Source organism: Blastococcus sp. SYSU DS0619 (genome assembly GCF_054051035.1).
In genome coordinates, this window is record NZ_JBJHAM010000021.1 from 1 (window position 1) to 23,852 (window position 23,852).

The 23,852-nt window shown below is 74.5% G+C and carries 24 protein-coding genes; 14 read left to right on the forward strand and 10 right to left on the reverse strand.

What is annotated here, in order from left to right:
- Positions 1 to 381: 381 nt before the first annotated feature.
- Both ACI79T_RS17850 and ACI79T_RS17855 read right to left on the reverse strand, forming a co-directional pair.
- Complete coding sequence (locus tag ACI79T_RS17850) at positions 382 to 1,047, reverse strand: DUF2461 domain-containing protein (protein WP_456611434.1); 666 nt, start codon at positions 1,045 to 1,047, stop codon at positions 382 to 384.
- Positions 1,044 to 1,607, reverse strand: a complete 564-nt coding sequence (locus tag ACI79T_RS17855) for an N-acetyltransferase family protein (protein WP_456611435.1) — start codon at positions 1,605 to 1,607, stop codon at positions 1,044 to 1,046. Before ACI79T_RS17855 ends, ACI79T_RS17850 begins: the two co-directional genes overlap by 4 nt.
- Before the next feature lie 69 nt (positions 1,608 to 1,676).
- On the opposite strand from ACI79T_RS17855, the gene ACI79T_RS17860 reads away from it, so the two are divergent.
- The gene (locus ACI79T_RS17860; RefSeq protein ID WP_456611502.1) at positions 1,677 to 2,885 is read left to right on the forward strand and encodes a winged helix-turn-helix domain-containing protein; all 1,209 of its coding nucleotides are present in this window, start codon (positions 1,677 to 1,679) and stop codon (positions 2,883 to 2,885) included.
- Here the strand turns inward: ACI79T_RS17860 and ACI79T_RS17865 are convergent.
- Entirely contained in the window at positions 2,860 to 3,279 is a 420-nt protein-coding gene (locus ACI79T_RS17865) for a YkvA family protein (RefSeq protein WP_456611436.1), read from the reverse strand. The two genes, ACI79T_RS17860 and ACI79T_RS17865, sit on opposite strands and share 26 nt — an antisense overlap.
- Before the next feature lie 77 nt (positions 3,280 to 3,356).
- On the opposite strand from ACI79T_RS17865, the gene thyX reads away from it, so the two are divergent.
- The 7 genes from thyX to ACI79T_RS17900 all read left to right on the forward strand — a co-directional run bounded on the left by thyX (position 3,357) and on the right by ACI79T_RS17900 (position 10,100).
- Positions 3,357 to 4,106 carry an FAD-dependent thymidylate synthase gene (gene thyX, locus ACI79T_RS17870; protein ID WP_456611437.1) on the forward strand — a complete coding sequence of 250 codons (750 nt, stop codon included), beginning with the start codon at positions 3,357 to 3,359 and terminating at the stop codon, positions 4,104 to 4,106.
- Between the two features lie 77 nt (positions 4,107 to 4,183).
- Complete coding sequence (locus ACI79T_RS17875; protein WP_456611438.1) at positions 4,184 to 4,990, forward strand: thymidylate synthase; 807 nt, start codon at positions 4,184 to 4,186, stop codon at positions 4,988 to 4,990.
- Entirely contained in the window at positions 4,987 to 5,523 is a 537-nt protein-coding gene (locus ACI79T_RS17880; protein ID WP_456611439.1) for a dihydrofolate reductase, read from the forward strand. Before ACI79T_RS17875 ends, ACI79T_RS17880 begins: the two co-directional genes overlap by 4 nt.
- A gap of 9 nt (positions 5,524 to 5,532) precedes the next feature.
- Entirely contained in the window at positions 5,533 to 6,429 is an 897-nt protein-coding gene (dapA, locus tag ACI79T_RS17885; protein WP_456611440.1) for a 4-hydroxy-tetrahydrodipicolinate synthase, read from the forward strand.
- Positions 6,426 to 8,126: a ribonuclease J gene (locus tag ACI79T_RS17890; protein ID WP_456611441.1), complete on the forward strand. Its 1,701-nt coding sequence runs from the start codon at positions 6,426 to 6,428 to the stop codon at positions 8,124 to 8,126. The genes dapA and ACI79T_RS17890 overlap by 4 nt, the downstream gene beginning before the upstream one ends.
- Entirely contained in the window at positions 8,123 to 8,605 is a 483-nt protein-coding gene (locus ACI79T_RS17895) for a DinB family protein (RefSeq protein WP_456611442.1), read from the forward strand. The genes ACI79T_RS17890 and ACI79T_RS17895 overlap by 4 nt, the downstream gene beginning before the upstream one ends.
- A gap of 187 nt (positions 8,606 to 8,792) precedes the next feature.
- Complete coding sequence (locus ACI79T_RS17900; protein WP_456611443.1) at positions 8,793 to 10,100, forward strand: right-handed parallel beta-helix repeat-containing protein; 1,308 nt, start codon at positions 8,793 to 8,795, stop codon at positions 10,098 to 10,100.
- Positions 10,101 to 10,172: 72 nt separating this feature from the next.
- Here ACI79T_RS17900 and ACI79T_RS17905 read toward each other — a convergent pair whose 3' ends face one another.
- The 4 genes from ACI79T_RS17905 to ACI79T_RS17920 all read right to left on the reverse strand — a co-directional run bounded on the left by ACI79T_RS17905 (position 10,173) and on the right by ACI79T_RS17920 (position 14,457).
- On the reverse strand, positions 10,173 to 10,850 hold the full coding sequence (locus tag ACI79T_RS17905) for an anti-sigma factor family protein (protein WP_456611444.1): 678 nt from the start codon (positions 10,848 to 10,850) through the stop codon (positions 10,173 to 10,175).
- Complete coding sequence (locus ACI79T_RS17910) at positions 10,847 to 11,383, reverse strand: sigma-70 family RNA polymerase sigma factor (RefSeq protein WP_456611445.1); 537 nt, start codon at positions 11,381 to 11,383, stop codon at positions 10,847 to 10,849. The genes ACI79T_RS17905 and ACI79T_RS17910 overlap by 4 nt, the downstream gene beginning before the upstream one ends.
- 72 nt (positions 11,384 to 11,455) lie before the next feature.
- Positions 11,456 to 12,511 carry an aminotransferase class V-fold PLP-dependent enzyme gene (locus ACI79T_RS17915; RefSeq protein ID WP_456611446.1) on the reverse strand — a complete coding sequence of 352 codons (1,056 nt, stop codon included), beginning with the start codon at positions 12,509 to 12,511 and terminating at the stop codon, positions 11,456 to 11,458.
- Positions 12,508 to 14,457 (reverse strand): dipeptidyl-peptidase 5, encoded by a 1,950-nt coding sequence (locus tag ACI79T_RS17920; protein WP_456611447.1) that lies wholly within the window; start codon positions 14,455 to 14,457, stop codon positions 12,508 to 12,510. The genes ACI79T_RS17915 and ACI79T_RS17920 overlap by 4 nt, the downstream gene beginning before the upstream one ends.
- Before the next feature lie 89 nt (positions 14,458 to 14,546).
- Between ACI79T_RS17920 and ACI79T_RS17925 the strand changes: the two genes are divergently transcribed.
- The 5 genes from ACI79T_RS17925 (at position 14,547) to ACI79T_RS17945 (ending at position 20,328) form a co-directional block, all read left to right on the forward strand.
- Positions 14,547 to 17,060 (forward strand): DNA translocase FtsK 4TM domain-containing protein, encoded by a 2,514-nt coding sequence (locus tag ACI79T_RS17925; protein WP_456611448.1) that lies wholly within the window; start codon positions 14,547 to 14,549, stop codon positions 17,058 to 17,060.
- Positions 17,061 to 17,125: 65 nt separating this feature from the next.
- Entirely contained in the window at positions 17,126 to 18,589 is a 1,464-nt protein-coding gene (locus ACI79T_RS17930; protein ID WP_456611449.1) for a MiaB/RimO family radical SAM methylthiotransferase, read from the forward strand.
- Positions 18,590 to 18,594: 5 nt separating this feature from the next.
- On the forward strand, positions 18,595 to 19,272 hold the full coding sequence (gene pgsA, locus ACI79T_RS17935) for a CDP-diacylglycerol--glycerol-3-phosphate 3-phosphatidyltransferase (protein ID WP_456611450.1): 678 nt from the start codon (positions 18,595 to 18,597) through the stop codon (positions 19,270 to 19,272).
- Positions 19,273 to 19,277: 5 nt separating this feature from the next.
- A complete protein-coding gene (locus ACI79T_RS17940) occupies positions 19,278 to 19,817 on the forward strand; it encodes a CinA family protein (RefSeq protein WP_456611451.1) in 540 nt (179 codons plus the stop codon).
- 106 nt (positions 19,818 to 19,923) lie between these two features.
- On the forward strand, positions 19,924 to 20,328 hold the full coding sequence (locus ACI79T_RS17945; protein ID WP_456611452.1) for a helix-turn-helix domain-containing protein: 405 nt from the start codon (positions 19,924 to 19,926) through the stop codon (positions 20,326 to 20,328).
- Positions 20,329 to 20,386: 58 nt separating this feature from the next.
- Here ACI79T_RS17945 and ACI79T_RS17950 read toward each other — a convergent pair whose 3' ends face one another.
- Positions 20,387 to 20,872, reverse strand: coding sequence for an N-acetyltransferase family protein (locus ACI79T_RS17950; protein ID WP_456611453.1), 486 nt, complete (start codon positions 20,870 to 20,872; stop codon positions 20,387 to 20,389).
- The gene (locus ACI79T_RS17955) at positions 20,869 to 21,882 is read right to left on the reverse strand and encodes a PfkB family carbohydrate kinase (protein WP_456611454.1); all 1,014 of its coding nucleotides are present in this window, start codon (positions 21,880 to 21,882) and stop codon (positions 20,869 to 20,871) included. The genes ACI79T_RS17950 and ACI79T_RS17955 overlap by 4 nt, the downstream gene beginning before the upstream one ends.
- A gap of 124 nt (positions 21,883 to 22,006) precedes the next feature.
- Here ACI79T_RS17955 and ACI79T_RS17960 point away from each other — a divergent pair, with 124 nt between their 5' ends.
- Positions 22,007 to 22,849, forward strand: a complete 843-nt coding sequence (locus tag ACI79T_RS17960; protein WP_456611455.1) for a PspA/IM30 family protein — start codon at positions 22,007 to 22,009, stop codon at positions 22,847 to 22,849.
- Between the two features lie 43 nt (positions 22,850 to 22,892).
- Here ACI79T_RS17960 and ACI79T_RS17965 read toward each other — a convergent pair whose 3' ends face one another.
- Positions 22,893 to 23,750 (reverse strand): DNA-formamidopyrimidine glycosylase family protein, encoded by an 858-nt coding sequence (locus tag ACI79T_RS17965; RefSeq protein WP_456611456.1) that lies wholly within the window; start codon positions 23,748 to 23,750, stop codon positions 22,893 to 22,895.
- Between the last annotated feature and the right edge of the window lie 102 nt (positions 23,751 to 23,852).

The following is a 23,852-nucleotide window of genomic DNA, read 5'->3' on the forward strand; positions in this document are numbered from 1 at the left end:
CGGAAGCTAAGCCTTTCAGCGCCGATGGTACTGCCCTGGAGACGGGGTGGGAGAGTAGGACGCCGCCGGACAACCATTCCCGAAGGGGCCCCAGCATTCGTGCTGGGGCCCCTTCGTCATGCCCGCAGTCCTTGTGGCTCGGGTGACCGAGAGTCCGCCCGCGGTACTTGTCCGCCGAGAAGGCGGTATCGAGGCGGCGGCCGAACCGTCCGCCGCATGCTGATCCGCGGAGATGCAGGACTGTCCAGGCGGCCAGCCGGACCACCCCGCGGAGCTTTTCCGCGGAAGGCAGGATTGACGAGGCCCACGGCGAGCAGCGGACCATCGCCGGCGGGTTCGGCTCACCAGGATCTGCGCAGCCGTGACCGTTGCGGGGTGCGGTCAGCGGCGGGGACGGGGCTCCTTGGTGGTGGCGCCGACGTTGTCGGCGAACCACGCATTCAGCTTCGCCAGGTCGCGCCACCAGTCGCGTACGCGGTCGAGCGCTGCGCGGGTGTGCAGCCGGTCGTCGGGCGTCCACCGGCGGGTGGCGTGCAGGGCCTTGTGCTTGAGCAGATCGATGCGGTCGTCGTCGGCGGCGTAGCCGGCGGGGACGCGCACCAGTCGATCACCCGCGATCTCCCACCCGGCCGTTCGCAACCGCTGCACCTCGTGGTCCAGGGCGGAGCCCTGTACCGGGTCGGCCACGGCGCGCCGGTACCGGGCGATCTGGTCGGACTCGAGGCGCCAGCACCCGCCCGCGACCATCAGCCCGTCGGCGTCGACCTGCACGTACCAGGCGCCCGCTCCGCGGCCCTCCGGATTCACGACCGCGCCCTGGTGCGTCTTGTAGGGCGTCTTGTCGTGGCTGAACCGGACATCGCGGTACGGGCGGAACAGCTTGGCCGTCCCGAACTCCGGTGCGAGCTCGTCCAGGAGCAGTTGCATGGGGGCGCGCACGTGGGCCTCGTAGTCGCCCTTGTGCGCCGTCCAGAAGGTCTTCGAGTTGTCGGCCTCCAGGCCCTCGTAGAAGACCAGCCCCTCGTCGGGGAATCCGGCGAAGCTCACGGTGAGCCGTCCTCCTCGTCGTCCAGCACGGTGTGCCAGCGCAGTTCCCGCAAGGGCGCGTCGCCGGTGTCCAGCGTGCGCGCCCACCCGTCCGGCGCCCAGCCGGCCGACTCGTAGAAGTCGGCCGAGGCGCGGTCGGATTCCGTCAGCCACACCTCCAGGCGCCGGGCCCCGTCCGCGGCCGCCAGGTCGGTGACCGCGGCGAGCAGTCGGCTGCCGTGCCCGCGCCTGCCCCACCGGGGCTCCACCAGCAGAGTGCCCAGCTCGCCGACGTCCGCCACGACGGCGAGCGCGGCGAACCCGACGACGGCGTCCTTCTCGACGGCCACCAGCACGCGGTGGCCCGGTGACGGCGGAGACGCGACGGCGGTCCGCCACGTCTCGGCGACGGCCGGCTCGTCCCAGGCGTCGAGGACCTCGGCGGGGAGCACGGTGCGGTAGGCCGTGCGCCAGGTGACGCCCTGGACCCGCGCGATGGCGGCGGCGTCGTCGGGCCGGGCCGGGCGTACCGAGACGTCCGCGGACCCCGTGAGTCGCGGGAACGGGAGGTCCGAGGTCACCCGGGCAGCCTAGGCGCCACGGGCCGGCTCGGCGGTCGTCGTACCGGGCGGGCAGGATCGGCCGACGTGATGCCTGTCGACCGGCTGCCGGCCGCCCTGGCCCGGCGCATCGCCCTGGCGGCGCAGGGGTTCGCCGAGCCGCGACCGGCCGTCCCCGCGGGCACCCGGCAGCTGCGCCGGCTGACCGGGCGGCTCGGCGTCGTCCAGATCGACTCGGTGAACGTGGTGTCCCGGTCGCACTACCTGCCCGCCTTCAGCCGCCTGGGGCCCTATCCCCGGGAGGCCCTGGACGCGCTGTCCAACCGCCGGCACGACCTGTTCGAGTACTGGGCGCACGAGGCGTCCTTCCTCCCGGTGCGCCTGCACCCGTTCCTCCGCTGGCGGATGGCCGCGGCCGAGCAGGAGGCGTGGGGGTCGATGACCCGGGTCCAGCGCGAGCGGCCGGAGTACGTGGCCGCGCTGCTGGCGCGGGTGCGCAGCGACGGCCCGATCAAGGCCAGCATGCTGCAGGAGGAACGGCCCAACCGCCCGGGCAGCATGTGGAACTGGCACGCCGGCAAGGCCGCCCTGGAGTACCTCTTCTTCACCGGGGCCCTCACCGCGACGGCGCGCACCGCCGGCTTCGAGCGGGTCTACGACCTGCCCGAGCGGGTGCTCCCCGCCGATGTGCTGCACGCCCCGACCCCGGCGCGGCCGGACGCCGTCCGGGAGCTGGTCCGCACCGCCGCGGGGGCGCTGGGGGTGGCGACCGAGACCGATCTGCGCGACTACTTCCGGCTGACCCCTGCCGACGCCCGGGCCGCTATCGGCGAACTGGCCGACGCCGGGGAGCTGCTGCCGGTCGAGGTGACCGGCTGGGGCCGGCCCGCCTGGCTGGACCCGGCGGCCCGACGTCCCCGCTGGATCCGGGCGCGGGCGCTGCTCAGCCCGTTCGACTCACTGGTGTGGGAGCGCCCGCGGGTGGAGCGCATCTTCGGCTTCCGCTACCGGCTCGAGATCTACACGCCCGCCGCGAAGCGGGTGCACGGCTACTACGTGCTGCCGTTCCTGCTCGGTGACCGGCTGGTCGCGCGGGTCGACCTCAAGGCCGACCGGCAGGCGGGGATCCTGCGCGTCCAGGCCGCGCACGGCGAGGAGCACGCCGACCCCGTGGTCGTCGCGGCGGAGCTGGCTGCCGAACTCCGGCTCATGGCGGACTGGATGGGGCTGGGCGACGTCGTCGTCGCCGAACGGGGGAACCTCGCGCCGGAGCTCAGCTGGGCGGTGACGGCGTGGTGAGGCCGGCCAGCCGGCGGACGACGGCGAGCCCCGCCGCCTCGCCGGGCCAGTGCCGGACCAGGGCGTCGTCGCCGGCCCGGCGGACCACCGAGCGCAGCGCCCACGCCGTCACGACGACGTCGTCGGCGTAGCCGAGGACCGGGATCACGTCGGGCACGAGGTCCACCGGGAACAGCAGGTAGGCGAGCAGCAACCACAGGCGCGCCCGGACCGCGCGGGGGAGCGAGCGGTCGGCCGCCAGGCGGCGCACCAGCCGCAGCAGATCCGGGAGCAGGCGCAGCGCGTCGCGCACGGTCAGCCCGTCGGGGCGGGCACGCCACAGCAGGGCCAGCATCACCAGCCAGAGCAGCAGGAGCCCGCCGGCGACGGCGAGCAGCCCGCGCAGCCAGTCCACGTCGCCCAGTCTGCCGGGCAGGCCGAGGCCGTCTCGGCGGCGGGGAGGTGCCCGGCCGCCGCCGTAGGCTCGCAGACGTGCCCCCGGTCGTCCCGCTCCAGGTCCAGGTCATCGCGCAGACGCAGTTCACCCCGCCGGCGGACGTGCCCTGGGAGACCGACGCCGACGGCGGCCAGGCGCTCGCCGAGTTCGCCGGCCGGGCCTGCTACGAGTCGTGGGACAAGCCCAACCCGGCGACGGCGACCAACGCCGGCTACCTGCGGCACATCCTCGAGGTCGGGCACCTCGCCGTCCTCGAGCACGGCACCGTGAGCATGTACCTGTCCGGTCTGTCCCGGTCGGTCTCCCACGAGCTGGTCCGCCACCGGCACTTCTCCTTCAGCCAGCTGTCCCAGCGCTACGTACCCGAGCACGACGCCGTCGTGGAGCCGGCCGTCATCGCCGAGGACCCCGAGCTGCACGCGCGGTTCGTGGCCGCGACGGAGGCCGCCCGCGCCGCCTACGACGAGCTGCTGCAGGGCCTGGAGGAGCGCCTCGCCGACGGCCCCCACGCCACCCTGCGGCGCAGGCAGGCCCGCCAGGCCGCCCGCTCGGTGCTGCCCAACGCCACCGAGACGCGGATCGTCGTCACCGGGAACTACCGCGTCTGGCGGCACTTCGTCGCGATGCGGGCGAGCGAGCACGCCGACGTCGAGCTCCGGGAGCTGGCGATCGCGTGCCTGCGCGAGCTGCACCGGGTGGCGCCCAACGTGTTCGGCGACTTCCGGATCAGCACGCTGGCCGACGGCACCGAGGTCGCCGCCAGCCCGTTCGTCACCGAGGGCTGATCGACTCGCGCGCACCACGGGCCACCGCAGCCGCGGGCCTTCCGGGGCCGTCCCCGGGCCGTCGTAGTCTCGGGCCCGTGGCAGCACCGATCGACACCCAGTACGAGGACCTCCTGCGCCGGATCCTGGAGCAGGGGACGCCCAAGGAGGACCGGACCGGCACGGGCACCGTGAGCCTGTTCGGCGAGCGGCTGCGCTACGACCTCTCCGAGACCTTCCCGCTGGTGACGACGAAGAAGGTGCACTTCAAGTCGATCGCCGTCGAGCTGCTGTGGTTCCTCCGCGGGGACGGCAACGTCGGGTGGCTGCGCGAGAACGGCGTCACCATCTGGGACGAGTGGGCCTCGCCCGAGGGCGAGCTGGGCCCGGTCTACGGGGTGCAGTGGCGGTCGTGGCCGACGCCGGACGGCGGGCACGTCGACCAGATCGCGAACCTGCTCGAGACGCTGCGCACCGACCCCGACTCGCGCCGGATGATCGTCTCGGCCTGGAACGTCGCCGCCCTGCCCGACATGGCCCTGGCGCCCTGCCACGCGTTCTTCCAGTTCTACGTCGCCGACGGCAAGCTCTCCTGCCAGCTCTACCAGCGCAGCGCCGACATGTTCCTGGGCGTGCCGTTCAACATCGCCAGCTACGCGCTGCTGACGCGCATGATCGCCGCACAGGTCGGGCTCGAGCCGGGCGACCTCGTCTGGGTGGGCGGCGACTGCCACATCTACCGCAACCACGTCGAGCAGGTGACCGAGCAGCTCTCCCGCGAGGTGCTGCCATTCCCGTCGCTGGAGCTGGCGCCGGCGCCGTCGCTGTTCGACTACGGCTACGAACACTTCTCGGTGCGCGACTACCGGCACCACCCCGCGATCCGGGCAGCCGTGGCGGTGTGACCGAGCCCGGGAGCACGCCGGGGCGGGGCGGCATCGCGCTGATCTGGGCGCAGGCCCGCGACGGGGTGATCGGGGCCGACGGCGGCCTGCCGTGGCACCTGCCGGAGGACCTGGCGCTGTTCCGGCGGCTCACCACGGGCTCGACCGTGGTGATGGGCCGGTGCACCTGGGACTCGCTGCCCGAGCGCTTCCGCCCGCTGCCGGGCCGGCGCAACGTCGTCCTGACCTCCGACCCGGCGTGGTCGGCCGACGGTGCGCACCGGGCGGCGTCGGTGGCGCAGGTCCTCGCCGAGCACGAGCCGTGCTGGGTCATCGGCGGGGGAGCGGTCTACGCCGCGTTCCTGCCGCACGCCGACCGGCTGGTGGTCACCGACGTCGACCTCCACGTCGAGGGCGACACGTGGGCGCCGGCGCCCGGCCCGGGGTGGCGGCGGGCGTCGCGGACGCCGCACGAGGGGTGGTCGACGTCGTCGTCCGGGCTGCGGTTCGCGGTGTCGGAGTACGTGAGGGAGTCAGATCCCTCCGCTGGGTAGATTCACCTCATGACCACCGACCCCGCCCGGCCGTTCGGGCGCCTTCTCACGGCGATGGTCACCCCGCTGGCCGAGGACGGGTCGATCGACCTGGCCGGGGCCCAGGAGCTGGCCGCGCACCTGGTCGACCGGGGTGGGAACGACGGGCTGGTCGTCTTCGGGACGACGGGCGAGTCGCCGACCATCAGCGACGCCGAGCAGCGCGCCGTCCTCGAGGTGGTGCTGGACGCCGTCGGCGACCGCGCCACGGTCGTCGCCGGCGTCGGCACCTACGACACCGCCCACTCGATCGACAAGGCCCGGGCGGCGGCCGGGCTGGGTGTCCACGGCCTGCTCGTCGTGACGCCGTACTACAACCGTCCCCCGCAGGCCGGCCTGCTGCGCCACTTCACCTCGGTCGCCGACAGCACCGACCTGCCGGTGATGCTCTACGACATCCCGGTGCGCACCGGCACGCCGATCGAGGTGGAGACGCTGGTGCGCGCCGCGGAGCACCCGCGGATCGTCGCGGTGAAAGACGCCAAGGGCGACATCGGTGCCATGGCGTGGACGATGGCCCGCACCGACCTCGCCTACTACAGCGGCGAGGACATGCTGAACCTGCCGATCCTCGCGCTGGGCGGGGTCGGCATGGTCAGCGTCGTCAGCCACGTCGTCGGCCCCCGCCTGGTCGAGCTGATCGCCGCCGTCGAGGGCGGGGATCTCACCCAGGCCCGCGAGCTCAACGACAGCCTGCTGCCGGTCTACACCGGCATGTTCCGCACCCAGGGCGTCATCACGGTGAAGGCCGCGCTCAACGCGCTCGGTCTGCCGGCCGGACCGGTCCGGCCGCCGCTGGTCGACGCCACCCCCGAACAGTTCGCGCAACTGCGCGACGACCTCGCCGCTGGAGGCGTAACCCTGTGAGTGGTCAGGTCACCCAACCGCACCTCGATCTCAAGGCCCCCCCGCCGCTGCCCGAGGGAGGGCTGCGGGTCATGGCCCTCGGCGGGCTCGGCGAGATCGGCCGCAACATGGCCGTGCTCGAGTTCGACGGCAAGCTGCTGGTCATCGACTGCGGCGTCCTCTTCCCGGAGGCCGAGCAGCCGGGCGTCGACCTGATCCTGCCCGACTTCGGCGTCATCGAGCACCGGCTCGACGACATCGTCGCCGTCGTCCTCACCCACGGGCACGAGGACCACATCGGGGCCATCCCGTACCTGCTGCGGCTGCGCGAGGACATCCCGCTGGTCGGCTCCCGGTTCACCCTCGCGCTGGTCGCGGCCAAGCTCCGCGAGCACCGGCTGGACGCGACGCTGGTCGAGGTGGCCGCCGGTGACGACCACCTGGCCGGGCCGTTCCACTGCGAGTTCATCTCGGTGAACCACTCGATCCCTGACGCGCTGGCCGTCGCGGTCCACACGCCGGCGGGCGTGCTGGTGCACACCGGCGACTTCAAGATGGACCAGCTGCCCCTGGACGGCGTCCTCACCGACCTGGGCGCGTTCGCCCGGCTCGGGGTCGAGGGCATCGACCTGCTGCTGTCGGACTCCACCAACGCCGAGGTGCCCGGCTTCGTCACCCCCGAGCGGTCCATCGGCCCGGTGCTCGACGACGTCTTCGCCCGCGCCTCGCAGCGGCTCATCGTGTCCAGCTTCGCCAGCCATGTGCACCGGATCCAGCAGGTGCTCGACTGCGCGGACAAGCACGGGCGCAAGGTGGCGCTGGTGGGCCGCTCGATGGTCCGCAACATGGGCGTGGCCCGTGACCTGAAGCTGCTGCGCATGGCACCGGGCCTGATGGTCTCCCTGGACGACGCGGCGAAGATGCCGCCGGAGCAGGTCGTCCTGGTCAGCACCGGGTCGCAGGGCGAACCGCTCTCGGCGCTGGGCCGCATGGCCCGTGGCGACCACCACCAGGTGACCATCGAGCCCGGCGACACCGTCGTCCTCGCCTCGTCCCTGGTGCCCGGCAACGAGACCGCCGTCTACAAGGTCATCAACGGCCTGGCCCGGCTCGGCGCCACGGTCGTGCACAAGGAGACCGCGCGGGTGCACGTCTCCGGGCACGCCCCGGCCGGCGAACTGCGCACGCTGCTCAACGTGGCCAAGCCGAAGTACCTCATGCCGGTGCACGGGGAGTGGCGGCACCTGCGGGCGCACGCCAAGCTCGCCGAGGAGACGGGGATGGCCACGGACCGGATCCTGCTGGCGGAGGACGGCGTCGTCGTCGACCTCGTCGACGGCAAGGCCTCGATCGTGGGCAGCGTGCCCATCGGCGACGTCTACGTCGACGGGCTGAACGTCGGCGACGTCGGCGAGGAGTCGCTGCAGGCCCGGCGGATCCTCGGCGACGAGGGTTTCGTGGCGCTGACCGTGGTGGTCGAGCCGTCCACCCGCACCATCGTGCGGCCGGTGCACCTGTCCACCAAGGGCTTCTCCGACGACCCGTCGGCCTTCGACGAGGTGCTGGCCCTGGTGGAGGACAACCTCAAGCGGGCGCTGCAGGACGACGGCGTCGACGCGCACCGGATGTCGCAGATCATCCGGCGCACCGTCGGCAAGTGGGTGTCGGACAAGCACCGCCGCCGGCCGATGATCATCCCGACGGTGCTGGAGGTGTGACGGGGTCGCAGGGCGTCCTCGCCGAACCGCTCCGGGCGCAGTTCGAGGCGTTCCTCGACGAGCACCGCGCCGCGCTCGCCGGCTGCCTCGACGGCCTCACCGAGGAGCAGGCGCGGCGCTCGCTGGTGCCGTCGCGCACCACGCTGCTCGGGCTGGTCGCGCACGCGACCTTCGTCGAGAAGGTCTGGTTCGACGAGGCCGTCACGGGCCGGTCACGCCGCGAGATCGGCATCCCCGCGACACCGGACGAGTCCTTCGTGCTGAGCGACGAGGACACCGTCGAGTCGGTGCGTCGGGCGCACCGCGAGGCCTGTGAGGCGTCCCGGCGGGCGACGGCCCCGCTCGGGCTGGACGACCTGGTGCACGGCAACCGCCGGGGACCGCTGCCGCTGCGCTGGGTGTACCTCCACGTGCTGCGGGAGCTGGCCCAGCACTGCGGGCACGCGGACATCCTGCGGGAGCAGGTGCTCGCGGAGTAGCCGCCCCGGCCCGGAGCGACAGTGGGTCACGAGCACGGTCGTGCGGGTGACCACGCGCCGGAACCCGGTTCCGGGCCGGCCCGGATCCGCAGAATCTCCCGCGAACGTCGAACGCCCGCGTCGGTGGTGCGTAACCACCATCGTCCGGTGCTCGTCAGCCGGACCTCACCGACGAGGGAGACCACTGATGCGCACCAAGACGCTCGCGAGCGCCGGCGCGGCCGGGCTGGCACTCGGCCTGCTGGCCGCTGCTCCGGCCCAGGCCACCGACGAGCCCCGCACGGGGCACGGGGACCGGGACATCCGGGTCACGACGACGAAGGACACCGTCGACCACGACCTGCACGACGGGACGTGCGCCGACGCGTGGGGCGAGTGCTCGCTGCGTGCGGCGGTGCAGCAGGCCAACGCCTCCGGCGGCGGCACGGTCGTGCTGGCGAAGAAGGTGGCGTACGCGCTCGTGCTCTCCGGCGAGGACGACGACGCGGCGACCGGCGACCTGGACGTGACGTCGACGGTGGCGATCGAGGGCAACGGCGCGACCGTCGACGGCCGCGGCGAGCACCGGGTGTTCGACGTCCTCGCCGGTGGCACGCTCGGCCTGCGGTACGTCACGGTGACCGGCGGCGCCGCGCTGGGCGAGGGCCTGCCGGCCTCCGGTGGCGGTGTGCGCAACGCCGGCGTGCTCGACGTCGAGCGCAGCACCATCACCGGCAACACGGCCGTGCGGGCCGGTGGCGGCATCGAGGCGAGCCCCGGCTCCACCACGACCATCAGCCGCTCGACGCTCTCGCACAACAGCACCGGCGCGGGCCCCGGCAACGGCGGCGGGCTGCACCTGACCGGCGCGGGCACCGTGCACGTCACCCGCAGCGTCGTCACCGGGAACACCGCGGCCGCCGAGGGCGGCGGGCTCTGGAACTCCGGGGCCGGCACCATGACGGTGGACCGCAGCAAGGTCTCCGGCAACACCGCCAGCGGCGGCGAGGCCACCATGGGCGGCGGCGGCCTGTTCCAGGACGCAGGCGCCACCGGCACGCTGACCGTCACGCGCTCCGAGGTCCGCGACAACGTGGCCGACGGCGCGTCCGGGTCGGGCGGCGGCATCCTCAACGACCAGGGCACCGTGGTCGTCGAGCGCAGCGTGGTCAGCGGCAACTCGTCGATGCGGGCCGGCGGTGGCATCGAGGCCAACATCGGGTCGACGTCGCTGGAGCGGACCGAGCTCAACGACAACACCACCGGAGCCGCGCCCGGCAACGGTGGCGGGCTGCACCTCACCGGCGCCGGCGACGTGCGGATCGACCGCAGCCGGGTCACCGGCAACACGGCCGCTGCCGAGGGCGGCGGGCTCTGGAACTCCGCGACCGGGACCATGACCGTCACCCGGACCGACGTCCGGCGCAACGCCGCGCCCGTCGGCCCGAACGTCTACCAGGACGGCGCCGGCACCGGCTTCACGATCGACGGCAGCACGGTGGCCCCCACCGCCTGACCGCAGCACCTCGGCGACCACGGCCGCGCCGGGGCGGGCAACCGCTCCCGGCGCGGCCGCGGTGCGCCCGGGTCAGAACCGCGAGCGGAGCACCACCGCGCCCTCGGCGTCGACCACGGCGAACCCGCTCGCGTCCTCCCGGAGCACCGACGAGTTCAGGTTGCAGTGCAGCTCGGCCGGTCCGACGCCCAGGAACGAACCGGCCTGGACGACGTCGCCGTCCTCCTCGGTCACCGCCACCCGGTAGACCTCACCCGCGGTGAACCCCTCGCCGGAGAGCTTCACCTCGACGCCCCAGGTGTGCGCCACCAGCGCGGCGGACGCGTCGATGCCGGCCTCGGTGATCTCGACGGCGACGGACTCCTGGGGCACCGGCGGGGGGACCGGCCGGGTCAGCCAACCCACCCCGAAACCGGCGGCGGCGATCCCGGTGGCGGCCGCGGCCGCGACCAGCGCCGTCCGGCGACGGGTCGGCAGCGGCACCGGCCGCTCCCGCTCCTCGGCGGCGATCCGCGCCAGCACCGCCTCGCGCAGCCCGGCCGGGGGAGCGGGCGCCTCGTCCAGCCGGTCGGGGTCGACGCCGGCCAGCCGGGGGGCGAGCGGGCTCAGCTCGGCCAGCTCCCCCCGGCAGTCGGCGCAGCCGTCCAGGTGCGCCCGGACGGCGGCCCGCTCGGCAGCCGTCCCGTGCCCGAGGGCGTACACCCCCAGCTGCTCGCGGATGTCGCGGTGCTCCCGAGGCGGCTCGCTCACGGTTCCACCCCCATCTCCTCCATCGCCAGGCGCATCGACTTCAGTCCGTAGAAGACCCGGCTGCGCAGTGTGCCGACCGGGATGCCGAGCTCCGCCGCCACCTCGTCGTGCGGACGTCCGCGCAGGTGCGTCTGGACGATCGCCGTCCGGTGATCGGGCGCGATCCGGCGCAACGCCTCCTCGACCACCCAGGCGTCCACCAGCTGCTCGTCGACGCCGTCCCGGGCGGGGAGCTGGTCGGCTCTCGGCTCGGAGAGTTGCGCCTGCCACGGCCGGACGGCGAGCCGGCGGACCTCGTCGACGACGACGTTGCGGGCGATCGCGAACAGCCAGGTCCGGAGGCTGGCCAGCTGCGGGTCGAAGGAGCCGGCCGCGCGCCAGGCCCGGAGGAACACCTCCTGGACCACGTCCTGCGCCGCCCCGCCGTCGCCCAGCTGGCGCAGGGCGAAGCGGTACAGCTCCGGCCCGTGCGCGGAGTACGCCGCCCCCACGTCGAGCTGCTCGCCGCGCCCCAGCCCGCTGCCTCGCCTCATCGGCACTCCTCCCCGGACCGTTCCACCAGGAGGCATACGGATGCCGGAGCCGGAGGGTTCAGTGGGTCTGCGTCAGACCACCACGTGCCCGGCCAGCGCCTCGGCCACCCGGTCGACGTCCCGGTCGGTGTTGTAGAGGTGGAACGCCAGCCGCAGCCGCCCCGCCCGCACGCTCGCGCGGACGTCGGCTGCCTGGAGCAGCCCGGCGGCCGCCCCGTCGACGGCGAGGCTGACGATGGCGGAGTCGCCCGGCGGCAGACCGAGGGCGGCGCGGAACCGGCCGGCGAGGCCGGTCGCGTGCTCCTGCAGCGCCTCGCGGCCGATCTCGGCCAGCAGCTCGAGCGACCGCGCCTGCCCCACCCAGGAGTGCCACGCGGGGGAGACGTCGAACCGGCGGGCGTCGCCGGCCAGGCGGAGCGGGGCGCCGTAGATGCTGGTCCACGGATCAGCCCCGGCGTACCAGCCGGCGGTGTGCGGGATCAGCGTGTCGAGCCGGTCCGGCCGCACGGTGAAGAAGCAGGTGCCACGCGGTGCGAGCAGCCACTTGTATCCACCGCCCACGGTGTAGTCGAACCGGCCGACGTCGACCGGCAGCCAGCCGGTCGCCTGCGTCGTGTCCAGCAGCACCCGGGCGCCGGCGGCGGCCGCGGCCGCGGCCAGCCGGTCGAGGTCGAGCACCCGCCCATCGGCGGACTGGACGGCCGAGACCGCGACCAGTGTGGTCCTGGTCGTGACCGCCTCGGTCAGGCGCTCGAGCGGGACCGCGAGCACGCGGACCCCGCGATCGGCCTGCGCCAGGAACGGGAAGACGACGCTGGTGAAGTCGTTCTCGGCCACGAGCACCTCGCTGCCGGCCGGGAGGGAGGCCGCCACCAGGCCGGCGAAGACGCTCACCTGGCTGCCCACGGCGACGCTCCCCGGCGGTACACCCACCAGTGCCGCGTAGGCGACGCGGGCGGCGTCCACGTCGCGGTCGAAATCCGGCGCCCGGCTGCGTCCCGCGGCCCACTGGTCGAGGGCGGCGTGCAGCGCGGTCAGCGACCGGTGCGGGGGCAGGCCCAGCGAGGCGGTGTCGAGGTAGCTGCCCGCCACGTCGAACTCCCGGGCGACGGCCGCGGCGAGGCTCACCGGTGCACCGCGACCGGTGCGATGCCCTCGGCGGCGGGGAGGGCGAAGCCCCACACCTGGGCGTAGAACGACAGCTCGCCGTCCAGCGCGGCGCGGATGTTCTCGGCCTTGCGGAAGCCGTGCTGCTCGCCCGGGAAGAGCAGGTAGGCGTGCGGCACGCCCTTGTCCCGGAGCGCCGCGACGATCGCCTCGGCCTGCGACGGCGGGACGACGGCGTCCTCCTCGCCCTGGAAGACCGCCAGCGGGGTGTCGAGGGCGTCGACGTGGTTGATGGGGGAGCGCGCGGCGTGGACGGGGTTGCCCGACGGCCCTGCATTCGGGTCATAGGGCGCCACCAGCCCGTCCAGGTAGCGGGACTCGAACTTGTGCGTCTCGGCGGCCAGCGCGCCAAGGTCGGCGACCCCGAAGTGGCTCGCACCGGCGGTGAAGACGCCCGGTCGCATGGTCAGCGCGGCCAGGGTCGTGAAGCCGCCGGCCGAGCCGCCGCGGATGGCCATCCGGGAGGCGTCCACCCGCCGGCTGCCGGCGAGGAAGCGCGCGCAGGCGACGACGTCGTCCAGGTCGGCCACGCCCCAGCGGCCCTGCAGCGCGTCCCGGTACCGGCGGCCATAGCCGACCGAGCCGCGGTAGTCGACGTCGGCGACGCAGAACCCCCGCGACGTCCAGTACTGGACCTCGAGGTTGAGCACCGGCACCGCGGCCGCCGTCGGCCCGCCGTGCACCACCACGAGCAGCGGCGGCAGCTCGCCCTCGGGTGCGGCGGCCTCCGGGTTGGTGGGCGGGTAGACCAGGGCGTGCGCCTCGCCGATCCCCGTGCCGTCGTCCTCGGTCGGGAAGGTGACGTGCTCGGGGGAGGAGAACCAGGCCGGGTCGAGCCCGAGGTCGCGGGCCGGGCGCAGCACCTCCGGCTCCCCGCTGTCGACGTCCACCAGCAGCACCACCGGCTCGCTCGTCGGGCTGCCGGCCACGCAGACGACGGTCGTGCCCTCGGTGGTGACGTAGCGGAACGTGCCCCAGGTCAGGTCGAGCTCGCGCAGCCCGCCGTCCTCGAGGACGGCGAGCCGGTCCGCGCCCGCGCGGCCGTAGGCGAGCACGACCCGCCCGTCGGGCAGCAGCGCGTAGCGGCTCTGCCCGAAGAGCCACTGCGGTCCGCCGATGTCGCTGCCGACGTCCAGGACGAGCTCGACGTCCCCGTGCGGGCGCTTCCGGTACAGCGACCAGACGTCGGTGCGGTCGCACAGGAACCACAGCGTGCCGTCGGGTGCCCACGTCGGCTGGACGACCGACTCCCCGGGGCCGCCGGCCACCACGGTCTCGGTGCCGTCGGCCGACCGGACCACGAGCTGGGCGGCGTCCCAGGGCATGTGCGGGTGGTCCCACTGCAGCCACGCGAGGGCGGAGCCGTCGGGGGAGGGGCGCGGGGTGGAGACGAAGTCCGGCCCGGAGACCAGCACCTCGGCGCTCCCGTCGGGACTCAGCCGCACGATCTCGTTCACGACGTCGGCCGCGGCACCGGACGCGGTGTGGGTCTCCCGGACGGCCAGCAGCCCCTCCGTCGTCGCGACGAGGTCGGCGTGGCGCACCCCGGCGGGAACGGCCGGCTCGGGGGTGACCGGGACCGGGACGTCGGACCCCGCGTCGAGTCGGTACAGCCGCTGGTCCGAGAACTCGGTGAACCACAGGGTGCCCCCGGACACCGTCCAGGCGCCGCCGCCGTACTCGTGCACGCGGGTGCGGGCGTTCCAGGGCGCGGGCAGCGCGTCGGTCGCGGTGCCGTCGGCCGAGCGCCGCACGAGCACCGACCGGCCGCCCTCGTCGGGCCGGGACTCCGACCACCAGAGGTCCTGCGCGTCCACCACGACCTCGCCGAGCCGGGCCGCGGTGCGGACCACCAGCTCGGAGGTGATGGGGGTGGGCCAGCTGCCGTGGGGGAGCGGGGAGCTCATGCGTGTGACGTTAGGAGATGGCGGGCCGGTGCGGGACACGACGCCTCACCTGCCCGACGGGAACCCTCCTCGGGATTACGGTCTGACGCATGCCTGCCCGCACCACGTCGAACAGTCGGCCGGCCGCGACCCGCAGCCGATCGGGTTCGACGGCGGCGAGCAAGAAACGACCCGCCGCCAAGCGGGCGCCCAACCGCCGCCCGCCGGCCAAGAAGAAGCCGTCGTCGGGGCCGTCGCTGTGGCGGATCGCCAGCGGCGGCTGGAACCTCCTCGCCCGCGGCGCCGGTGGGCTCGCCCGCTCGGTCGCCCGGCCCGAGGAGGCCGAGCCGCTGGCGCCCGAGCACCGGCGCGACGGTGTCGGGCTGGCGGTGCTCGGGCTGGCGATCGTGCTCGGGGCCGCCGCCTGGAGCAACGGCATCGGCCCGGTCGGCGCCGGGCTGACCGACGCGGTCCGCTGGGTCGTCGGCTCCCTGGTCATGGTGCTGCCCGTCGTGCTGTTCTTCGCGGCGCTGCGGCTGCTGCGGCGCGGGCCCCGGCCGGAGGCGCGGGGCCGGTTGGTCATCGGCTGGCTGTGCGCGGTCGCCTCCGTGCTCGGCATCGCGCACGTCGTCGGCACCCCGGCCGAGCCGCAGGCCGGCCGGCCGGGATCGGGCGGGCTGGTCGGATGGGCCGTCGGCACCCCGCTGACCGCCGGGCTGGGTGCGGTCGTCACCGTCGTCCTGCTGGCCCTGCTGGCGTTCTTCGGGCTGCTGGTCATCACCGCGACGCCGGTGCACCAGATCCCCGAGCGGCTGCGCGAGCTCACCGACCGGCTGCTGGGCCGCGAGGAGTACGACGAGGACGAGTACGACTACGACGACGAGGAGCCGGAGGAGGCCCCGGTGGGCCGGCGGTCGCGCCGTCGCGCCCTGTCCGAGGACCTGCTCAGCACCGGACCGATCGACCACGGCGCGTACGCCGAGGCGCCGGAGGCCACCCGCACCACCGAGCCGGAGCACACCGAGCTGGCCTCCCCGCCGCCGGTGCCGCCCGCCCGCCCGTCGGTCCCGGTCGTCGACCGCACCTCCCCGCCGGAGGACCTCCCGCCCATCACCGAGCCGGAGCAGCTGTCCATCCAGCCGGTCGAGGGCGACTACGTGCTGCCGTCGCTGTCCACGCTGCGGCCCGGCGACCCGCCGCGCGCCCGCTCCAAGGCCAACGACGTCGCCATCGCCGCGATCAGCGGTGTCCTGGACCAGTTCAACATCGACGCCGCCGTCACCGGGTTCACCCGCGGGCCGACGGTGACCCGCTACGAGGTCGAGCTCGGGCAGGGCGTGAAGGTCGAGAAGATCACCGCGCTGACCCGCAACATGGCCTACGCGGTGGCCAACGACAACATCCGCATCCTGGCGCCGATCCCCGGCAAGTCCGCCGTCGGCATCGAGGTGCCCAACACCGACCGCGAGAAGGTCAGCCTCGGCGACGTGCTGCGCTCCCAGGCCGCCAAGCAGGACCCGCACCCGATGCTGGTGGGCCTCGGCAAGGACATCGAGGGCGGGTTCGTCTGCGCGAACCTGGCCAAGATGCCGCACCTGCTGGTGGCCGGTGCCACCGGTGCCGGTAAGTCCAGCTGCGTCAACTCGATCCTGACCTCGCTGTTGCTGCGCGCGACGCCGGACCAGCTCCGGATGATCCTGGTCGACCCGAAGATGGTCGAGCTGACGCCCTACGACGGCATCCCGCACCTCATCACGCCGATCATCACCGACCCCAAGAAGGCCGCGACCGCGCTGGCCTGGCTGGTCGAGGAGATGGAGCAGCGCTACCAGGACATGAAGTCCACCGGCGTCCGGCACATCGACGACTTCAACCGCAAGGTCGACAAGGGCGAGATCACCGTGCCGCCCGGCAGCGAGCGGGTCTACCGCCGCTACCCGTACATCCTGGCCATCGTCGACGAGCTCGCCGACCTGATGATGGTCGCCCCGCGGGACGTCGAGGAGCACATCGTCCGGATCACCCAGAAAGCCCGTGCCGCAGGCATCCACCTGATCCTGGCCACGCAGCGTCCCTCGGTCGACGTCGTCACCGGCCTGATCAAGGCCAACGTGCCCTCGCGGCTGGCCTTCTCGACCTCCAGCCTCACCGACAGCCGGGTCATCCTCGACCAGCCGGGCGCGGAGAAGCTCATCGGCATGGGTGACGCCCTGTTCATGCCCATCGGCGCGGGCAAGCCGATGCGCGTCCAGGGCGCGTTCGTCTCCGACGCCGAGATCGAGGCGGTCGTCGAGTTCAGCAAGCGCCAGGCCGAGCCGGAGTACCGCGAGGAGGTCTTCTCCGCCGGCAGCGCCGGCGAGAAGAAGGAGATCGACGAGGACATCGGCAACGACCTCGACCTGCTGCTGCAGGCGGTCGAGCTGATCGTCACCAGCCAGTTCGGGTCGACCTCGATGCTCCAGCGCAAGCTGCGCGTCGGGTTCGCGAAGGCCGGCCGGCTCATGGACCTGATGGAGAGCCGCGGCATCGTCGGGCCCTCCGAGGGGTCCAAGGCGCGCGACGTCCTGGTCAAGCCCGACGAGCTCGAGGCGACGCTGTTCACCCTGCGCGGCGGGGAAGCCTGACCCGTCCGGCACGTGGTCCGGGTCGCGCGAGCGGGGACCCGTGGGACAGCGACTACGATGGCCGGGTGACAGCCGCGCCCAACCCTGCCCGGACCGTGGCCGTGGTGACGCTCGGCTGCGCTCGCAACGAGGTCGACTCCGAGGAGCTGGCCGGCCGGCTGGCGGCGGAGGGCTACCAGCTCGTCGAGGACGCCGAGGGCGCCGACGCGGTCCTGGTCAACACCTGCGGGTTCATCGAGACCGCCAAGAAGGACTCCGTCGACGCCATCCTCGCGGCGACCGACTCCGGCGCCTCCGTGGTCGCCGTCGGCTGCATGGCGGAGCGCTACGGGTCCGAGCTCGCCGGGGCGCTCCCGGAGGCCACCGTCCTGGGCTTCGACGACTACGCCACGATCGGGGACCGTCTCGACGACGTCCTCACCGGCCGTCCCCTCGTGCCGCACACCCCGCGCGACCGGCGCACGCTGCTCCCGATCAGCCCCGTCCAGCGCTCGGCGGTGCTGGCCGGCGCCGGCGGTCGGGTGGACGACGCCCCGGCCATCCCCGGGCACGACTGGCTGCGCCGTCGCCGGCTGGCCTCGGGGCCGTCCGCGGCGCTGAAGCTGGCGTCGGGCTGCGACCGGCGCTGTGCCTTCTGCGCGATCCCCACCTTCCGCGGGGCCTTCGTCTCCCGTCCGCCGGCCGAGGTGCTGTCCGAGGCGCAGTGGCTGGCCTCCCAGGGCGTCACCGAGCTGGTCCTGGTCAGCGAGAACTCCACCTCCTACGGCAAGGACCTCGGCGACCTGCGGTCGCTGGAGAAGCTGCTGCCCGAGCTGGCCGCCGTCGAGGGCATCGTCCGGGTGCGGGTGGCGTACCTGCAGCCGGCCGAGCTGCGGCCGGGTCTGCTGGAGGTCATCGCCGGCACGGACGGAGTGGCCCCGTACTTCGACCTGTCGTTCCAGCACTCGTCGCCGACGCTGCTGCGCCGCATGCGGCGGTTCGGGGGCACCGACGACTTCCTGCGCACGATCGAGCGGGCCCGTAGCCTGGCGCCCGGCGCCGGTTTCCGCACCAACGTCATCCTCGGCTTCCCCGGGGAGACCGAGGACGACGTCGCGGAGCTGGAGCGCTTCCTCACCGAGGGCCGCCTGGACGCGGTCGGTGTGTTCGGCTACTCCGACGAGGAGGGCACGGAGGCGATGCGGCTGGACGGGAAGCTGGACCAGGCCGAGATCGACGCGCGCGTCCGGCGGATCACCGACCTGGTCGAGGAGCTGACGGCGCAGCGCGCCGAGGACCGGGTCGGCGAGTCGGTCGAGGTGCTGCTCGCCGAGGACCTCTCCGCCGAGGAGGGGCCCGGCGCGGCAACCCCGGGGACGTGGCTCGGGCACGCCGCCCACCAGGACCCGGACGCCGACGGCACCACCACCGTGACCGGCGTGCCGGCCGGCGCGGTCGCCGGGCAGCTGGTGACCGCCGAGGTGGTCGGCACCGAGGGCATCGACCTGGTCGCCGCCGCCCTCGTCCCCGTTCCCGCGGCCGGGCGGTGACACAGGTGACCGACGTCGCCCCGGACCCGGCAGCCACGCCCCCGCAGTCGGTGCGGCTGGTCAACCTGCCCAACGCGCTCACGGTGCTGCGGCTGGCCGTCGTCCCCGTGTTCGCCGTCCTGCTGCTCCAGGACGACGGGCTCGGCGACGCCGGCCGCTACTGGGCGACGCTGGTGTTCGGTCTGGCGATCCTCACCGACCGCTACGACGGGCTGATCGCCCGCCGCACCGGGCAGGTGACCGAGTTCGGCAAGCTCGCCGATCCGATCGCCGACAAGGCGCTCACCGGGACGGCGCTCATCTGCCTGTCGGTGCTGGCCCTGCTGCCCTGGTGGGTGACGGCCGTGATCCTCGTCCGCGAGGTCGGGGTCACCCTGCTGCGGTTCTGGGTCATCCGGCACGGGGTGATCGCGGCGAGCCGCGGGGGCAAGCTCAAGACCGTCGTCCAGTCGCTGGCGATCGCCCTGTACATCCTGCCGCTGACCGGTGCCCTGGCCACCGCGCGCTGGTGGGTCATGGCCGTCGCCGTCCTGCTGACCGTGCTCTCCGGGCTGGACTACGTCTACCGGGCCGTCACGCTCCGCCAGACGAGCGCCCGCGCGATGCGCGACGCCACCGCCCGGCGGGCGGCGGGACCCGGCACCGGAACCGGCACCGGCACCCGCACCGACACCGCCGCCTGACGCCGGTGAGCACCCCGGTCGACCGGCCCACGCCGGAGGCGCTCGCAGCCGAGCTGCACCTGGCGCTGCTGGCCCGCGGGGCGACCGTCGCCGCGGCGGAGTCGCTCACCGCCGGCCTGTTCTGCGCCACCCTCGCGTCGGTCCCCGGCGCCAGCGCCACGCTGCGCGGGGGCGCCGTCGTCTACGCCACCGAGCTCAAGACCGCCCTGGCCGGGGTGCCGGCCGAGCTGCTGGCCGCGCACGGGCCGGTCAGCCCGCAGGCGGCCGCCGCGCTGGCCGTGGGGATCCGCGAGCGCTGCGGGGCGACCTGGGGCGTCGGCCTGACCGGTGTGGCCGGGCCCGACCCGGTCGACGGTCACGGCCCGGGCCGGGTCTACCTGGGTGTGAGCGACGGCGAGCGGACAGACGTCGCCGAGCTCGACATCCCCGGGAACCGCGCCGCCGTGCGCACCGCCGCGGTGGGGAGCGCCTTCGCCGCGCTCCTGGACCGGCTGGGGGCACCGGCCGCCGGGAACGACACCCCGACCACGGGCGTTACGCCATGAGCGGACTCGGCCCCGTCGGTGGGCTGACGGCGCACGCGCCGCGTACCGTGAGCGCACGGTGCTCGATGGCACCGCCGCTTCCCCGCTCGCAGGACAGGAGACGGCCATGATGCTGCTGCGCACCCAGCTCGGGAACACCCTACGCGGCCACCGGCTGCGTCAGCACCGCACGTTGCGCGACGTCTCCGGAGCGGCCCGGGTCAGCCTGGGCTACCTCTCCGAGGTGGAGCGGGGGCAGAAGGAGGCCTCCTCCGAGCTGCTCGCCTCCATCTGCGACGCGCTCGAGGTGGAGCTGGCCGACCTGCTCGCCGAGGTGAGCCTCGAGCTGCGCGGCGCGGCCGCCGGCGGCGAGGTCCGCCCGCTGGCTGCCTCCGGCGAGGCCGCCACGAGCGAGGCCGCTGCCGTCCCCGCGCTGGCCGACGCCGCGGCCGAGCCCGCGCTGGCGCTCGTCGGTGCCGGGCAGCAGGGTCGTACGGCGCAGCGTCGCGGCGCCGTCTCGCTGGCCGCCTGATCCCCGACGGGCGCCCGAGCGGCGTCGCGGAGTTCGTGCAGTCGGCGGGCTGAGCGGCTCAGCGCCGGGGCAGTCCGCGGGTGAACACCACCCGGTCGTCACCGGGCCCACCGTGCCCGGGGGAGGGCGCCGCGGCGGCCCCGCAGCGCCCGGCGAGCGCGGCGGCGGCCGTGTCACCGGGGAGCGCGACGGCCTGCACGGCGCGCGCGCCGACGCCGGCGGCCAGGTCCGCGAACCGCTGCAGCAGCCGGTCCGCCACGCCGGTGCCCCGCCGTCCGGGGTGCACGGCGACGGCGTGCACGACGGCGAGCCGGTCGGCGCTGACCACCCCCAGCAGGTAGCCGGCGTCATCCTCGTCGGGCGTCAGGGCGACGGCGCCGAAGCCCCCGAGCTGGTGGAAGAAGACCGGGTCGTGCAGGGCGAGCACGGCGTCGTCGGACAGCGGGGAACCGGCCCAGAACTCGGCCCGCCGGGCGAGCAGCCTGCCGCGCAGCGCCCCGGCGGAGAGCTCCTCGAAGCCGACCAGGCGGATCCCGTCGGTCACCGGCGGTCCCGGGCGGCGGTGAGCTCGTCGCGGGTCGGGGGATCGGCGCCGACCCGGGTGCAGTTCAGCGCCGCGACCAGGGCGGCGTCGTCGACCAGGGCCAGCAGCTCGTCGTCGGTCAGCTCCGCCAGCGAGCTGCGGCTGGTGGTGCCGGTGGCCAGCAGCCCGGTGAGCAGCCCGGCGGCGAGCGAGTCGCCCGCCCCGACGGTGTCGACGACGTCGACGCGCGGGCTCTCCCGGTGCAGCACCGGCCGGCCGGGGCGGGCGATCCGCAGCGGCGCGCCACCGTCGGTGAGGACCACCAGCGCCGGACCCCGCTCGGCCCAGCGGCGGACCGCCTCGTCGAGGTCGGTGGTGCCCGGCTCCAGCCAGGCGAGGTCCTCCGCGCTGACCTTGACCAGGTCGGCGCGGCCCACCAGCGCGTCCAGCCGCCGGGTGACCGAGGCCCGGTCGTTGCCGAGGCTGCCGCCGACCGGGCCCTCGGCCAGCATCGGCCGGATGTTGGGGTCGACGCTGATCAGCGCCTCGCCCGACAGCCGCCCGACCAGCCGGGCGATGGCGGCGCTGCCGGGCTCGGTCCAGCTGGAGATGGAACCGACGTGCAGGGCGCCCACCTCGCCGGGCAGTGCCCGGGTCAGCTCGTCGTCGGTCCACTGCCAGTCGGCGGCGCCCAGCACGTGGAAGCCGTAGTCGGGGGAGCCGTCGGCGCCGAGTCCGACGACGGCCAGGCTCACCGGCTCCCCGGCGTCGACGAAGCCGCCGGTGTCGACCCCGGCGAGCTCGGCGTGCCGCCGCAGGTGCCCGGCCAGCGGACCGGTGCCGAGCCGGGCCAGCAGCCGCACCGGAGCACCGAGCCGGCCGGCGGCGACGGCGACGTTGAGTGCGTTGCCGCCGGGTCGCGCGACGTAGTGCGGCGCCGTCCCCTCGGGGCCGGCACCGGCCTCGGGGACGGGCAGCAGGTCGACGACCAGCTCACCGAGGACGCAGAGGGTCGGACCACCGGGTTGCACGCCGGAAACCCTAGCCGCGGCACCTCTCTCGGCGCCCGCGTTGGCTGCGGGGTCTGATCACCTGGGACGATGCTGGGTGACGAGCATCGCCGGGCCGGCAATCACGCCGGAGCAGGAGGACCCCATGCCCAATCCGTTCGTGAAGCTGTGGAAGTACCTCACCGCGTCGGCCAACGCCCAGATCGACCAGCGGGCGGATCCGAAGATCCAGATCGCGCAGGCGATCGAGGCCGAGCAGACCCGGCACCAGTCGCTGGCCAACCAGGCCGCCGCGGTGCTGGGCAACCAGCGCCAGCTGGAGATGCGGCTGAACCGGCAGCTCGGCGAGGTGGAGAAGCTCCAGGCCTCCGCGCGGCAGGCCCTGAGCCTGGCCGACCAGACGCGGGCCAAGGGCGACGCCGCCAAGGCCGCCGAGTACGAGCAGGCGGCGCAGGCGTTCGCCACCCAGCTGGTGGCCGCCGAGCAGTCGATGGAGGACCTCAAGCGCAGCCACGACGAGGCCCTGCAGGCAGCCCAGCAGGCCCGCGGCGCCGTGGAGCAGTCCCGCATGCGGCTGCAGACGACCCTGGCCGAGCGCACCAAGCTGATGAGCCAGCTCGAGCAGGCGAAGATGCAGGAGCACGTCGCCGACTCGCTGCGCCAGGTCAACGAGCTCTCCGCGCCGGGCAACACGCCGTCGCTGACCGAGGTCCGCGACAAGATCGAGGCCCGCTACGCCAACGCGCTCGGCCAGGCCGAGCTGGCGCAGACCTCGGTGGAGGGCCGGATGCTCGAGGTGCAGAAGGCGACCCTCGACGTCGCCGGCGCCTCGCGCCTGGACCAGATCCGCGCCTCCATGGGCGGCGGGGCGCCGGCCGTCGAGGGCACCTCCGCCCCCGAGGCCATCGAGCAGGGTGCGCCGTCGGTGCCGGCCGCCGAGCAGCGCGAGGCGCAGCCGGCCGACCGCCCCGAGACGCAGCAGCAGTAGGAACGACCGGCCCCCACCGCGCGCGGTGGGGGCCGGTCCGTCCTCAGCCGGGTGTCGCGAGGGGCCGCGGCCGGCCCGGTTCGCCGGTCCGCGCCGTCGCGGCGATGGGGGAGCGCGCCGCCTGGCAGCGCGGGCACCAGTAGGTCACCCGTTCCTGGAGGTGCGGCCCCTGGTCGCCCATCAGGATCGGCGTCCGGCACCGCCGGCACGGCTTGTTCTTCCGGCCGTACACCCAGTGGTCCTGGCCGCGGCGCAGGTCCCCGGTGGTGCTCTGCTCGGGGTGGTGGCGGTTGGCCAGCATCAGGGTGCGTGCCCGCTCCACCAGCGGCTGCAGCCGATCGTCGACGTCGGCCACCCGCGCCCAGGGGTGCACCCCGGCCAGGAAGAGGGACTCGACCTTGTAGAGGTTGCCGATCCCCGCGAGGTTCCGCTGGTCGAGGATCGCCACCCCCACCTGCTCGTCCGGCTGCGCGCGCAGCCGCCGCAGCGCCTCGTCGAGGTCCCAGTCCAGCCCGAGGACGTCCGGGCCCAGGTGACCGACGAGCCGGTCCTCCTCCGACGTCGGCACGTACTCGACGTCGTGCAGCCGGTAGCCGACGCACTCCCACTCGTCGGTGGCCAGGACGATCCGGACGTCGTACGCGGGCCCACCGCGCCAACGGGTGCCGGGCCGGTAGATGTGCCAGCTGCCGTCCATCCGGAAGTGGGTGCGCAGCGTGTGCCCGTCGGCGAGGCGGACCAGCAGGTGCTTCCCGCGCGGGACCACCTCGGTGACCGTGGCGCCGGTCAGGTCCAGCGCGGCGAGCTGGGGCAGCCGGAACTCGCCTCGGCGCAGCGTCGCCCCGGCAAGCGCCGTCCGCATGCGTTCGGCCGCCAGCCAGACGGTGTCTCCTTCGGGCACGCCCGCCATGATCCCCGGCTGCGGTGCGGCCTGCCCCTCCGGTGTGAGACCCCCGACAGGTGGGAAGGCGCGGTCGCCGGGGCGTGCTGCACCCGCCGTGCA